At 45.2% G+C, this 13,444-nt stretch carries 10 protein-coding genes, 1 pseudogene and 1 CRISPR repeat array; all 11 genes and pseudogenes read right to left on the bottom strand.

All coding sequences use genetic code 11. The features are described 5' to 3' along the window. Positions 1–2 precede the first annotated feature (2 nt). Positions 3–4,301 carry an ABC transporter permease gene (locus QOX44_RS13535; protein ID WP_283683770.1) on the bottom strand — a complete coding sequence of 1,433 codons (4,299 nt, stop codon included), beginning with the start codon at positions 4,299–4,301 and terminating at the stop codon, positions 3–5. Continuing rightward, positions 4,264–4,971 (bottom strand): ABC transporter ATP-binding protein, encoded by a 708-nt coding sequence (locus tag QOX44_RS13540; protein WP_283683772.1) that lies wholly within the window; start codon positions 4,969–4,971, stop codon positions 4,264–4,266. Before QOX44_RS13540 ends, QOX44_RS13535 begins: the two co-directional genes overlap by 38 nt. A 202-nt stretch (positions 4,972–5,173) precedes the next feature. Further along, positions 5,174–5,377: an AAA family ATPase gene (locus tag QOX44_RS13545; RefSeq protein ID WP_442955422.1), complete on the bottom strand. Its 204-nt coding sequence runs from the start codon at positions 5,375–5,377 to the stop codon at positions 5,174–5,176. Further along, positions 5,358–6,620, bottom strand: coding sequence for a cation:proton antiporter (locus QOX44_RS13550; protein WP_283683774.1), 1,263 nt, complete (start codon positions 6,618–6,620; stop codon positions 5,358–5,360). The genes QOX44_RS13545 and QOX44_RS13550 overlap by 20 nt, the downstream gene beginning before the upstream one ends. A gap of 19 nt (positions 6,621–6,639) precedes the next feature. Further along, positions 6,640–7,361 (bottom strand): annotated as a pseudogene (locus tag QOX44_RS18335) (GTP pyrophosphokinase). Next, positions 7,333–7,962, bottom strand: coding sequence for a TetR/AcrR family transcriptional regulator (locus QOX44_RS13565; RefSeq protein WP_283683777.1), 630 nt, complete (start codon positions 7,960–7,962; stop codon positions 7,333–7,335). The pseudogene QOX44_RS18335 and the gene QOX44_RS13565 overlap by 29 nt, the downstream one beginning before the upstream one ends. A gap of 246 nt (positions 7,963–8,208) precedes the next feature. Next, entirely contained in the window at positions 8,209–8,601 is a 393-nt protein-coding gene (rpsI, locus tag QOX44_RS13570; RefSeq protein ID WP_283683779.1) for a 30S ribosomal protein S9, read from the bottom strand. Positions 8,602–8,618: 17 nt separating this feature from the next. Further along, positions 8,619–9,047 (bottom strand): 50S ribosomal protein L13, encoded by a 429-nt coding sequence (gene rplM / locus QOX44_RS13575; protein ID WP_283683780.1) that lies wholly within the window; start codon positions 9,045–9,047, stop codon positions 8,619–8,621. Between the two features lie 322 nt (positions 9,048–9,369). Next, positions 9,370–9,855 (bottom strand): deoxycytidylate deaminase, encoded by a 486-nt coding sequence (locus QOX44_RS13580; RefSeq protein WP_283683781.1) that lies wholly within the window; start codon positions 9,853–9,855, stop codon positions 9,370–9,372. A gap of 96 nt (positions 9,856–9,951) precedes the next feature. Next, the gene (locus QOX44_RS13585; protein WP_283683782.1) at positions 9,952–10,428 is read right to left on the bottom strand and encodes a low molecular weight protein-tyrosine-phosphatase; all 477 of its coding nucleotides are present in this window, start codon (positions 10,426–10,428) and stop codon (positions 9,952–9,954) included. 143 nt (positions 10,429–10,571) lie between these two features. Further along, positions 10,572–11,825 carry an RNA-binding domain-containing protein gene (locus tag QOX44_RS13590; protein WP_283683784.1) on the bottom strand — a complete coding sequence of 418 codons (1,254 nt, stop codon included), beginning with the start codon at positions 11,823–11,825 and terminating at the stop codon, positions 10,572–10,574. Positions 11,826–12,853: 1,028 nt separating this feature from the next. Beyond that, a CRISPR array of direct repeats spans positions 12,854–13,217; the repeat unit is 32 nt; unit sequence ATTTCAATCCACGCTCCCGCGTAGGGAGCGAC. The last annotated feature ends 227 nt before the right edge of the window (positions 13,218–13,444 follow it).

Raw genomic sequence — 13,444 nt, forward strand, 5'->3', positions numbered from 1 at the left:
CTTTACTCAATACTCTTAAGCGACTCTACCATGTCAATCTTTTTCAGCTTGAAATACATCGCGTAATTGACAATAACAGAAAAACCAATGGTAAATAATGTACCGTAAATAAAGCTTTGCGGATTGATGTTCCGACCAAACATACACATATCCACCTCTACTGTGGTAATGACGTATGCGTGCAGCAGTTTCCCGATCACGCAGCCGAGCACCGCTCCGATAATCGTCAGCAGCACATTCTCACGATAAACGTAGGCCGCGACCTCTCCGTCATAAAATCCCAGTACCTTAAGCGTTGCCAGCTCACGTCTGCGCTCATTGATATTGATATTATTCAGATTGTACAGTACCACAAATGCCAGCATTCCTGCTGAAACGATCAGCACTACCATCACAATATCCATTGCTCCGATCATACTGTCAATCTGGCCTGCCATCGTCCTTGTATAGGTAATATTAAGCACTGTATCCTGCGCCAGCAGCTCTTCTCCGATCTTTTCTATCACGGACTGCTCCTGCGGACTCTTCCAGAAAATACTGTTGTACTGCGGCGTCTCTCCATATACGCGCTCATACAAAGCTGGCGTCATATACAGATAGTGAGACAGATAATTTTCACATACTGCCAGTATCGGTACCTCAATATCCTCCCCATCATCCTGTTTTAGACGGATCACATCACCCGGCTGGATACCAAGCTCGTTCGCGATTTTCTCTGTAATGATCGCGCCCTCATCCGTCAGCTCATAAATCTCCTTCGTCTCCCGGTCGCGAAAACACAGGAACTCCTCCAGATTTTCCAGATCCTCCGGCACATACACGTATACGCTCCATTCCTTATCCGAAATTCCCGTTGTATCAATTTCCTCCTGCTTCATATAAAAATGCTTGGACTCGGATATCCGTTCGTCCTCTGTCACCATCTGATCCGGAACTGCCAGATCTGCCTCTGAAGCATCTGCGTCCAGTATCGTGATCGCATCATACATCTGAAGGTCTTCAAACTGCAAAATACCAATGTCCATAATGGAATCCTGCAATCCATACCCGACAAGAAGCAGTCCCATACAGCCTCCGATACCAAAGATCGTCATCAAAAAGCGCTTTTTATAACGAATCAGATTGCGCACTGTTGATTTCCAGGAAAAGCTCAGGTGCTTCCACAAAAACGGAAGCCGCTCCAAAAGCACGCGTTTTCCCTCCTTCGGCGCCGGCGGACGCATAAGCTGTGCCGGAACCGCCCGCAGCTCCCGGTAGCAGGCGGAAAACGTCGCCCCGATCGTACATATAAGCGCCGCCACCGTCGAAACGAGCGCAAAGCCCCAGTTGTACGGGATCAGAATCTCCGGCAGATAAATATAAATAATACCATACGCATTGATAATAACCCACGGAAGCAGCTTCTCTCCCACGAGAACACCGATAACACTCCCGCCGATCGTTGCCCAGAACGCATATTTCAGATATTTGGAAGCGATCTCCCACTTTCCGTAGCCGAGCGCTTTCAGCGTACCGATCTGCGTACGCTCCTCCTCTACCATTCTGGTCATAGTTGTCAGGCTGATCAGCGCTGCCACAAGGAAAAACAGTACCGGGATCACCTTTGCAAGATTTGCCATACGCTCTGCATTCTCTCCAAAACCGGAATGCTCCGGCAAAACACTGCGGTCCTCTACATACCACTCAGGCAGCTTCAGGTCATCCAGCTCCTGCTGCGCATCACTGATCTGCTGCTGCGCGTCCGCGAGATCCAGCTCTGCCTCTTCTATCTTCTGCTCGCCTTCTGCGATCTCCCGCTGTGCATCTGCCTTTCCATCCTCATAATCCTTCCATCCATCCTTTATTTTCTGTTTATTTTCTGCCAGCTCCCTGTGACCATCTGCGATCTGTGCCCTGGCGTCAGCAAGAGTCTGTCTCGCATCGGCAAGCTGACTGCGTCCGTCCTCCAACTGGCGCTTCCCGTCTGCAAGCTGATTCTTGGATACCTCCAGCTGCGCCCAGCCTGTATCAAGCTGAGTCCTTGCCGCTTTTAGCTCCTTCTTCGCATTTTTCAGCTCTTTTCTGCCCTGATCGACCTGTTCCTGAGCTTCATCAAGCTGCTTCTGCGTCGCCTCCAGCGTCTTTTCTCCCTGCTCCAGCTTCGTCCGTCCCGCCGCAAGCTCTTTCTGCTTTTTACTAAGCTCCTTCCAGCCTGCTTCCAGCTGTGCGGATGCCGATGCAAGTTCCGCCTCCTTCTGATCAAGCGTCTTCTTTGTAGCTGCGAGCGTATCAATACTTTGTTTTAGCTGTGCAGCTCCCTCCTGTGCCTGGGAAAGTCCGGCCTCAATCTGTGAAAGTGCCGTCCGGGCAGCAGCGATCGCCATCTCCTGTTCCGGAAGCCCTGCCTCGATCTTCTGTGCCTGCGTCCCTGCCTGATCTGCATTTGACTGTTCTGCAGCAATATTTCCCTGCAGCGCATCCATTTCTCCCTGAAGAGAATCGACTGTATCGTGCAGCTGCGCAATCTCCTGCGTCAGACGGTCCACCTGCTCCTGCGCCACCACTTTTTCCTCCGGAGTTGCAGTATCACTGTTTAAAACAGCCTGCCAGCCCGCAAGCTCCTGCTGCTTTGCTTCCATCTCTCCCTGCGCCGCAAGCTTCTCCCCGGCTTTTGCATCATAGTCTGCCTGATATCCGTCTCTGCGCGAAAGAGCCTCCTGCTGCTGCGCACGAAGCGCTGCCGCATTCGCAGCTGCCTCGTCATAAGCCCCCTGTAAAGCGTCAAGCTGTCCCTGCGTATCCGCCTGCTGACTGGTCAGCGCATCCACCTGCGCTTCCAGCTCATCGTACGAAGCCTGAAGCGCTGGAAGCTGTTTTGCCGCCTCCTCGTACTGTGCCTTTCCCTGCGCGAGCAGACTGGCTCCTGCATCGTACTGCTCCTGCTGTGCAGAAAGTGTCTCCTCTGCCTGCGCAAGCTGTTTTTCTCCGGTCTCAATATTGGTCAGATTTGTATAATACGTCTGCCATCCGACAGCCAGCTCTGTTTTCCCGTCATCAATCTTTTTCTGTGCCGCCGCAAGCTGCTTATTGCCCTTTTTCGCCTCCTTTTTATACTGTGCCAGGCCGGTCTGGTACTCCTTTTCTCCATCTGAGAGCTCCTGATACCCCTGATCAAGCTGCTGCTGCGCCTCCGCGATCGTGCCCTCATTATCCAGAAGCTCCTGTTCCCCATCTGCAAGCGCTCTTTCTCCGTCTGCAGCCTCCCGGTTTGCCTCGTACCAGTCCTTTTTCCCGTCGCCGAGCTGTTCCTGCCCGTCGATCAGCTCTGACTGTGCCTCGTCAAGCTCGGACTGCGCCTCCGCCTGCCCATCCGCAAGCTCCCTCTTTGCATCTGCCAGCTCCTGCTTTCCGTCTTCTACCTCTTTTCGCGCGTCATCAAGCTCGGACTGTGCTTCCTGCATCACTTCCTCATAACGGATCTCACAGCGCGCGTCAGCAATTGCCTCAATACGGCTTAACACCTCATCAACCGCCTGGTCATACCCATCCGTAAATGCTGTCTGCTCCCTGGCTCCATCTGCAAGCAGGTATGCCACCGTATAAATATCCATATCAAAATCTTCCGGCAGCACATATACAAATCCAGACAGGGATCCTGTGCCAAGCGTTGTACTGCCCCGCTCATAAGAAATATACGTTGGGCTGTAGCCCGTTCCCGTGATCGTAAATCTGCGGCGCTTCAGGCTGCTGTTCTCCTCATCCGAAACAGAGATCTCCAAAACATCCCCCGGCTCATATCCCATCTGCTTTGCGTACTCGCTATCCAGAAAGCACTCTCCGGCACGTTTAGGAAGCTCTCCTTCCATCAGCGCGAGCTGGTTCATATCGGCTGCAACGGATTCCACATGCAGTACCTGACGCGTATCTCCTTCTCCACAATAGACATCCTCACTGTAGCATCCGCTGACCGCTTCCACTCCTTCGACTGTCTGCAGCTCCTCCAGATCCTCTGCAGTAAGCCCCAGTGTGCTCATCACACGAATATCCATCAGATCACTGTCATCAAAATACTTGTCCCCTGTCATCCGCATCGACGGCGCAGCTGTCTGTATACCAGAAAAAAAAGCCACGCCAAGCGCTACAATAAAAAAAATCGAAAGAAAGCGATTCAGACTCTTTTTAATTTCCATGCGGAAGTCCTTCCGCAGCGCTTTTTTCTTCATCTTTATCCGTCCCATCTCATCTGTCCCGTCTTCTGCTGCGTATTTGCCGCAGCGAAACAGTTTACCACTCAATCGTCTCAACTGATACCGGATGCTCATTCATCCGCATACTCGACACTTTTCCATTCTTAATCTTGATCACACGGTCTGCCATCGGCGTAAGCGCCGAATTATGCGTGATCACAATGACGGTCATCCCCCGCTGCCGGCACATATCCTGCAGCAGCTTCAGGATCGCCTTACCTGTCTGATAATCAAGCGCTCCTGTCGGTTCATCACACAACAAAAGCTTCGGATTCTTTGCAAGCGCCCGCGCGATCGACACCCTTTGCTGCTCTCCTCCGGAAAGCTGCGCCGGAAAATTCTTCATACGCTGCTCCAGGCCCACATCACGCAGGACCGTCTGTGCATCCAGAGGATTTTTGCAGATCTGCATCGCCAGCTCCACATTTTCAAGCGCGGTCAGGTTGGGTACCAGATTATAAAACTGAAAGACAAATCCAATGTCCTCCCTGCGATATCTCGTCAGCTTTTTCTGATTGTATCTGGCAATATCATTTCCATCCACACAGACCTTGCCCGAGCTCGCCAGATCCATGCCGCCGAGAATATTGAGCACCGTGGTTTTACCGGCGCCACTCGGCCCCACGATCACCACAAACTCACCCTTTTGTATCTCAAAATCAATCCCATCCACCGCCTTGATCTCTACTTCCCCCATGCGGTAGACCTTGGTCACACCTTCCAGTCTTACGAACGGCTCCTGCATTTTGTACACTCCTTATCCTGTCTGCCTGGCACCGGACTGCTCCGGCACGGTACACCCCGTATTTCCTGATGTATCTGTTATATATTTTACAAGTCTATCTGCGAACCCGCAACGGGTTTATAAAAATTTAATGTAAAAACGTGGCGCTGCAAAATACACTGGTCTTCTGCCAAACCAGTATTTTACAACCCCACGTCTTCTCTTATTTTTCCTTCACAAACTGCTCATACGCCATCCGGATCATTTCCACACATCTGTCAATGCCCAGCCGGCTGCTGTTCAGACAAATATCATAATTACCTGCTTCTCCAAAATTCCGTCCCGTATAATATTTATAATATGATTCCCGCTGCTTATCCATTTTTGCAATTTTTCCAGGTGCCTTTTCATCTGCTTCCTTGCAGATATGCTCCGCCCGCGCCCTGCGGCTGAGTTATCTCCTGATCAAATTCTCCGGCCCACTCAAATCCTTTTTTCGCCATGATAACCGCAATAATCTCATTAATCACTGCCGCAGCCGCGATCGTTCCCTGAATAATTCTGGCACATTCCGGTGCAGGCTTACTCAGTACTGACACAGCAATCCCCGTAAACACAAGCGACACACCCGAATGCGGTAAAAGCGTAAAACCGAGGAATTTTTTGACTGTTTTCGGTGATTTCGTAATGCTTGCGCCAAAATAAGCGCCAAAATATTTGCCCAGCGCTCTCGCTATAATATAAACAGCAGTGAACAGCCCCGCTCCCATGATCAGATGATAATCCAGGGGAGCGCCCAAGTTCACAATAACAATGATCATGGCAATTCCGAGAAACGGATTAAACGCACTCATAATCTGCTCCAGCCGCTTCTCTGTAACCATATTTGAAAAAGTCGCTGAAAATGCCATACCGATCAGCATGAAATTCAATACCGGTTTCGGCATCACAACATTGTTAAAGAAAAACCCAACTCCTGACGCGATCAGAATATTCAATGCAAGGAGCAGCAGGGTAGCCCGGTCACTTCTCTCCTTTTTCAGCAGCACGCCAGCCAAAAGTCCCGTCACAATACCAATGACCAGAGGAAGGATCACAACCAGCGCAATCATATAAGCCGGAAGCTCGCCTGCAGAAAGCCGTCCTGCCACCAGCGCGATCGTTGTAAAGAAAACAACACAGCCCACAATATCATCCAGCGCCGCCATTGGGATCAGCGTACTCGTTACCGGTCCACTTGTCTTAAACTCCCGCACGATAGACAGTGCCGGAGCCGTGGCCAGCGCAATACCGCCGAACAAAAAGGCCAGATACAGTGGGATACCCTGAAAATAAAATACAATCCCGAAAACAAGCGATACAAACAAAAAAGTACCCAGCGACTGCGTAAGCGTCGTAATTACAATCGCTTTCCCGGAGCGCCTGATCTTATTCCACACAAGCTCCGTACCGATCATCAGCCCGACTGCACATTCCAGAATATGTACAACCGTCTGATACCATCCGGCATCTAAAATCTGCACATCTACTAATGAGACTGCATGCGGCCCCAAAATCATCCCGGCGATCAGCCATCCCAGGATAGACGGCAATTTTATTTTTGCTATCAATTTTCCCGCTAAAAATGCGAGAATAATTGCTGCCAGCAATCTTACCAATGAAATTATCATGTTCTCTTCCTCCTCGTCGTCACATACTGCCGTGCACACTGTGATTCACTTGTTCCATTTGTCCGTTAATATATTCCATCTGTAAATCTACCTCATGCAATTTCTCTGCACACAGATACAATTCCTTTTCCAAAAAAGACCCCTGTTCCTTTATTTCTTTTTTATATCTCATTTTGTGCTCAATACTGGCCCACAGATCCATCGCCATTGTCCGCATCTGTACCTCGACCTTCACCGGTTTAGTCTGATCCAGAAAAAATACCGGCACTTCCAAAATCAGATGCAGGCTGCGAACCCATTCGGTTTGGGCTGCTTAATATAATCTTTTTTCGTGATCAAACGAATGTCATCCTGCGAACAGATCTTATCTGCGAGCAGATAAACATCCTTTGGAAACGAACAGATCACCCGGATACCGGCTACATCCTGCAAATATTTCTCAATATTTTCCACACTTACCTCAAGATTTTTTCTTTTTAATTTCTCAATAATGCTGATTGTCTTCTTTAACCTGCAGGAAATCGCCTCAATCGGATTCTGATCACAATTCAGAGACAATTCCGCATCCAGCACCTCAAACTTCGTCTGTATCTCCCGCATTGCACACTGATACTCCATCATCAGCTTAATAAACGGCCGCGCGGACTCTAAAAAGGATTCCGGTCTGTTAATCGTTATTAATTTATCAAAAGTAACCTCTTCCATATTCGTCTCACCGCTTTTCCTGGCTCGCAACACCATACAACATAATATCCAAAATCTTAGACAGATTCACTTCATGATCCTTCATCAACGCATGGATATCCTCACTTTCAGACAATCTCCTCTGAAAATAGCCATTATACATCTCAAAAAAAATAACAAAATACTCCGTCGCCGCATCCATCGTGATCCCCTCGCGCAGTTCCAGCTGCTGCAGCAATTCCCCAAAACACTCCACATAAAACTGATCGTATTCCTGACGAATATCCTGTATCTCCTTGCGCAGGTGCTCCGGCGGCTGCAAAACAGTATGAAAGAATATATTACAGTCATAAGGATGTTCCTTAAAAAACTGCTGACGCATCTGAAAGAGATTGTTCATACTCTCCTGCACGGTCTGCGCTTTATACTCCCTGCTTTTAAAATACGCCGTCATCTCCCCAAAACATCTTTCCACACACTTTAAATACAGCTCATCCTTATTCTTAAAGTTGTGGTAAATAAGGCCTTTTGAAATCTGATTCTCACTGCAAAGTGTCGTTAATGAGGCATTTTCATAGCTCTTTGTCCCAAACTCCACAAGAGCAGCAGACATAATCCGCTCATACGTGCATCTCGTCTTTTCTTCCTTTCGCATCATTATCCTCCCGCCTTCAATTATTGACCACTCAGTCTATAATAGTTTATACCTTATAGACCGCCTGGTCAATAACCTTTTATAAAAACCGATAAAAAACAACCTGCTCTCCAGACATAATCAGTAAATGGTCCGACCTCCAAAATGTCTGAAATCAAAAACCTCCCAGGACCAAAATCCTGAGAGGTTTGTAAATACTGTTTGAAATTGTCTGTCCCAAAGGGAAGATTAATTCTTGCGTAACTGAAATTATCGTTTGCTGAACTGCGGAGCACGACGAGCTGCCTTGAGACCGTATTTCTTACGCTCTTTCATTCTCGGGTCACGTGTAAGGTAACCAGCAGCCTTCAGTGTCGGTCTGTAATCATTGTCTGCCTGAAGCAGTGCTCTTGCAATACCGTGACGGATCGCACCAGCCTGACCTGTTGTACCACCACCGCATACATTTACAAGTACATCAAACTTGTCTGCTGTCTCTGTAGCAGCGAGCGGCTGACGAACGATAACCTTCAGTGTCTCAAGACCAAAGTACTCATCAATATCTCTTTTATTGATTGTAATCTTGCCCGTACCCGGGATCAGATATACTCTTGCGATAGATTTTTTTCTTCTTCCTGTTCCGTAATATCTTTCCTTAGCCAATGTTCCTTACCTCCCTATTAGAATGTCAGCACTTCCGGCTTCTGTGCCTGCTGCTTGTGATCCGGACCTGCATATACATAAAGCTTTTTGTACATCTCTCTGCCAAGTGGTCCCTTCGGAAGCATACCCTTTACAGCAAGCTCAATCACTCTCTCCGGTTTCTTTGCCATCATCTCACGCAGTGTAGTCTCTTTCATACCACCTACGTAGTCAGAATGATTGTAGTAAATCTTCTGATCCAGTTTCTTGCCTGTAACCTTTACCTTCTCTGCATTTACTACGATTACATAATCACCTGTATCAATATGCGGCGTAAACGTCGGCTTATTCTTTCCTCTTAATACCTTTGCCACTTCAGATGCCAGACGGCCAAGTGTCATATCTGCAGCATCTACTACATACCATTTTCTCTCAATCGTTGCTGGGCTAGCCATATAACTTTTCATTGGTCTTCCTCCTTGATAATGATTAACTTGCTCCGGGCAAACAGAGGCTTATTTCCGTCCTCCCGCTCATTCCCTTTTCAGGGAACCTTATGATAAAATGTCCGACCGGGGCTTTGGCCCGAACATTTATACACGTTATTTTAGGGCGCAATAATACAATACTACTGAGCCATACTTTGATATTATATTACACACCTCCCGCGTGTGTCAACCTTTTTTCAGCATTATTACGCAGATTCTCGGCAGATTTTCCATCCACCGTCTTCCGTATTTCCGTCTTTGGTCATGGATTTTTCCACTTTTTCTATAGTTCTAACTATTTCTACACCATAAGCTCAATCTTCCGCCCGGTTCGCTCGTATTTGTAATAACGAACCCCTGCCGCATCCAACATCCGGCGTGATGCGACCGTAGATGGAAGATCATGATATTTGTCATCATCGTACACAACCGTCTTAATACCGCTTTGGATAATCGCCTTTGCACACTCGTTACACGGGAACAGTGAAACATACAGCTTCGCCCCCTCCAGACTTCCACCACGGTAATTTAAGATCGCATTCAGCTCACTGTGTACCACATAAAGATATTTCGTGTCAAGCTCATCTCCGCTGCGCGCCCACGGAAACTCATCATCCGAGCACCCCATTGGGAACCCATTGTACCCCATCGAAAGTATCTTATTGTCCTGACTGACAATACATGCTCCTACCTGAGAATTTGGATCCTTTGAACGCATCCCTGACAGACGCGCTACCCCCATAAAATATTCGTCCCAGGAAATATAATCTTTTCTCTTCTCATTCATTCTGCATTTCCCCTAATCAAATTTTTGTATACAAATCTTTACATGCTTCCATACTCTGATGCTACCTTATATAATACTGTTTTGCCAGACCCCTCTTTAAATCATGCCTGTTCGTTCCAGATATTCCAGAAATGCTTCGCATCCCTCCTCAATATCTGCATACGTTACCCCAAATTTCCCCGTATACCACGGATCCGCAATATCCCTTGGATTCTTCGCATAATCAAGCAGTCTGTGCACCTTCCCGTGCGGGTCTTTTCCCAAAATCCGCATCATATTGCGCAGATTCCACTCCTCCATCCCAAGCAGAAAATCGTACTTCTCATAATCATTTTTCTGAAGCTGCACTGCCCTCTTTCCGCGACAATCAATTCCGTGCTTTGCAAGTTCCTCCCGCGCAGGCGGATATACCGGATTCCCCTTCCCATTCCAGATCTCCTCCGAACTCGTAGCCGCAGATGCCACCAAAAAGTTTTTGGAAAGACCACGTTTCTCTATCATATCTTTAAAAATAAATTCTGCCATAGGGCTACGGCAGATATTGCCGTGGCAAACAAATAATACTTTTATCATTATATTTTTCCTCCTGAAACGCCGTAGATTGCCCAGTTTTTTGGACTTTTTTAAGATTTTCCGGATTACACACTTCTGTGAAGTTTTCCAGAAAATACGCAAAATGTGGCATTTTACATGCCTGGTGTACTAGTCGATAGTAGTCACTTAATGATATATTTCGTTCCTCTGCCTTTTCCTTCAATTGTAACCACACCTTTTTTTCCCATAGCTTTCAATAACTGTGTTGTTTTTGACTTGCCAAACGGTACATATGGTGCAATTTCACTTATTGGTTTCAACATCGTTTTGCTTAAGAGCTTATAAATCACTTTTTCATCTTCAGTTAAATTCGTATTCTTTTCAAATATCGGAAGTACAATTTTTATAGCATTTTCTGACACTTCAAAATCCGGTTTTGTCAAGCCTTCTGCATATAGTTGTTTTATTCTTGTAATTCCTGTCCCGAATATCTCTACAAATCCCAATCTGTAAAATACATTTGCAAGGTTTCTATTTCTTAAAACAGAAAGTTTACCTGACAAATATTCTTCTGCTGTTATTCCAGATGGCAATCCCCCAGGAGATACAACTTCTATTCTATCATTAAGCATAGAAACTTTGATATGTGAATCAACATCCCATCCCCTATGAATCAGAGCATTTGCAATTGCCTCTCTGAAAGCTGCTTCCGGTATCTTCTCCATCTTCTTTCTGTCAGCGCCCTGTATTACTTCATATTGGTAATAGTCTCTAAATACAGCAAGTGCTCTTTCATATACATCTAAAACGGATGTATTTTCAAAGGTTACTCTTTTTTGAATAATACTGATACTCTCGCCGAACTTAACAATATCAATTCCAGGAAAATGATTTTTGTCTGCTAAAAGTCCTGCTGCATTATTAAAACCATTTACATTGTCATACAGATTCAATGTCTTCAAAGTATCCTGATTGAAAGTTTCAATCTGAATACTTTCTTTCAGCTTACGATGTAAAATTTCAAAAGATAGTTCCTGGTCTTTACAAGGTAATTCTTCAAATCTAATATTTTTCCCGTCTAATACGAGCCTTGAAAATTCCAGTGTATTTACCTCTAGCGTTACTGTATCATTTCGTTTGTATGCTTTTGATTTGTATAAATATGGCTTCTGAATACCACTTTTTACAATGAGTTTTATCGTCTGATTATTATTCTGTATTTCAAGTGTATAGTTTGGTTGAGGTGAAATACTGTCATTGATTTTATTTTCGATATCAAGGCAAGCCTGCTTTACATCTGGCAAACCTTTTACGTTTCCATCATCATCTACACCAAAAAGAATGGTTCCACCATCATAATTTGAAAAGGCACTGACTGTTTTTAAAAAAGTATTCGTAATCGTTTCTTTAAACTCTAATATTCTCGTTTCACGCATAATAACCGCATTCTTTCCAACTTTATTGATATATTATATGCATAAACGCGCAAAAAATCAATCGTAAATTTTTACAATTGATTTTTTGATTGGATTTTATACTATGATTTTCTTTATTCGTTCGTTTTAGTTATTGAATAGCTCCCGATAACGGCTAATCCCGTTATATTTCGTTTTAACTTTTAAAAAGTTAAAAGTAGAATGTTTTGAGTTAAAACAAATATCATTTCTTTTGTAATAATTCATATGTGAATACACGCACAAATTCAGTCGTAAAATTTTACGATTGTTTAAATTCAATTGCAAAATGGGCACACTCGTCCTTATAACACTCTCAATGTCGTCTATTTGCCAAGTAATATCCATTCCTTATTTTTGTGCAGATGCACACTTTTATAGAATGACGGTGTATTTATCTCCACCATTTCTGTGAAAATCATGAACATGCTATCAGTTATAACGAAAATAAACTCGGTCTTTCACATTTCTGGAATAGATTTTTACAACTTGTGATAGTTTTCTGTTCTGAAGACCTTACCTTCCAAAAATTAAAAATTTTTCATTATTGAAAGCAGTATGTTTAGGTTTAATCAAATAAGAAAGAACTTGTAGCCATACAATTAGAAATCGTTCGTTGTTTCCTTTAAAGACTCTTCATGGCATCTTTATGGTCTGTAGATTGCTATTATATAATTGGTGAAACGCGCATATCCTGGATGATTCCTTTGGTATAGTTTGCATTATGAGAAGTTCGCCGATGGAAGTGTAAAATGCATTGAGGAGGAGATACCTTTTGAGCTGCCAGAGGGATGGGCGTGGGCGAGGTTAACTTCAATTTCTGAGATAATCACCAAAGGCGGATCTCCCAAATGGCAATACAATATACACTGTTCAGACATTTTATAAGGAAATCTACCATATCTAATTTATTCTCAAGCATAGCTTACCCACATCTTTCATGCAAATACTTTTCAGTTACAAATCTATTGTTATAAGTATAAAAAATTGATATCCGACCGGTTAAGCCATTTCAATACTACGCTCCCGCGTAGGGAGCGACTGCTATTATCGTATTACTTGTAAAGTTATTCAGACATTTCAATCCACGCTCCCGCGTAGGGAGCGACGCGTAGATTATATATGGCTGACAACCGGTGAGGGTATTTCAATCCACGCTCCCGCGTAGGGAGCGACCGGTATTCCCATGGCAAGCATTTTTTCTTTCGTATTTCAATCCACGCTCCCGCGTAGGGAGCGACTCTGGGCAGTAGGCACAGCAGGTTACTACACACAATTTCAATCCACGCTCCTGCGTAGGGAGCGACATATCCGGCGCGGAAATCAAAAAATCGCAAGAGAAATTTCAATCCACGCTCCCGCGTAGGGAGCGACAGCACCATTAACTAATTTTTCCTTTAGAATCAATTAGCTTTTTATTTATTATGCCATTTTTTCTTCATTATTTCAATCTTAAAATCTCCAATCAGTTTCTCAAGTTACTGTCAAGTAATCGTTGGCAAATTTTTTCATACATGATTTATCATACGCCCGTTCAGGATACAGGCAACGCTGCTAACGCATTCTCGCTCCATTTCGCTCGCAGCGGAAGCTGACCTCAT

The organism is Parablautia sp. Marseille-Q6255, from assembly GCF_951230155.1.
In the GTDB taxonomy this organism is placed as follows: domain Bacteria; phylum Bacillota; class Clostridia; order Lachnospirales; family Lachnospiraceae; genus Choladousia.

Coding starts and splice junctions, on each gene's coding strand:
- QOX44_RS13535 (WP_283683770.1), bottom strand. CDS start 4,301: ATGAGCATCCGGTATCAGTTGAGACGATTGAGTGGTAAACTGTTTCGC.
- QOX44_RS13540 (WP_283683772.1), bottom strand. CDS start 4,971: ATGCAGGAGCCGTTCGTAAGACTGGAAGGTGTGACCAAGGTCTACCGC.
- QOX44_RS13550 (WP_283683774.1), bottom strand. CDS start 6,620: ATGATAATTTCATTGGTAAGATTGCTGGCAGCAATTATTCTCGCATTT.
- QOX44_RS13565 (WP_283683777.1), bottom strand. CDS start 7,962: ATGATGCGAAAGGAAGAAAAGACGAGATGCACGTATGAGCGGATTATG.
- rplM (WP_283683780.1), bottom strand. CDS start 9,047: ATGAAAAGTTATATGGCTAGCCCAGCAACGATTGAGAGAAAATGGTAT.
- QOX44_RS13580 (WP_283683781.1), bottom strand. CDS start 9,855: ATGAATGAGAAGAGAAAAGATTATATTTCCTGGGACGAATATTTTATG.
- QOX44_RS13585 (WP_283683782.1), bottom strand. CDS start 10,428: ATGATAAAAGTATTATTTGTTTGCCACGGCAATATCTGCCGTAGCCCT.
- QOX44_RS13590 (WP_283683784.1), bottom strand. CDS start 11,825: ATGCGTGAAACGAGAATATTAGAGTTTAAAGAAACGATTACGAATACT.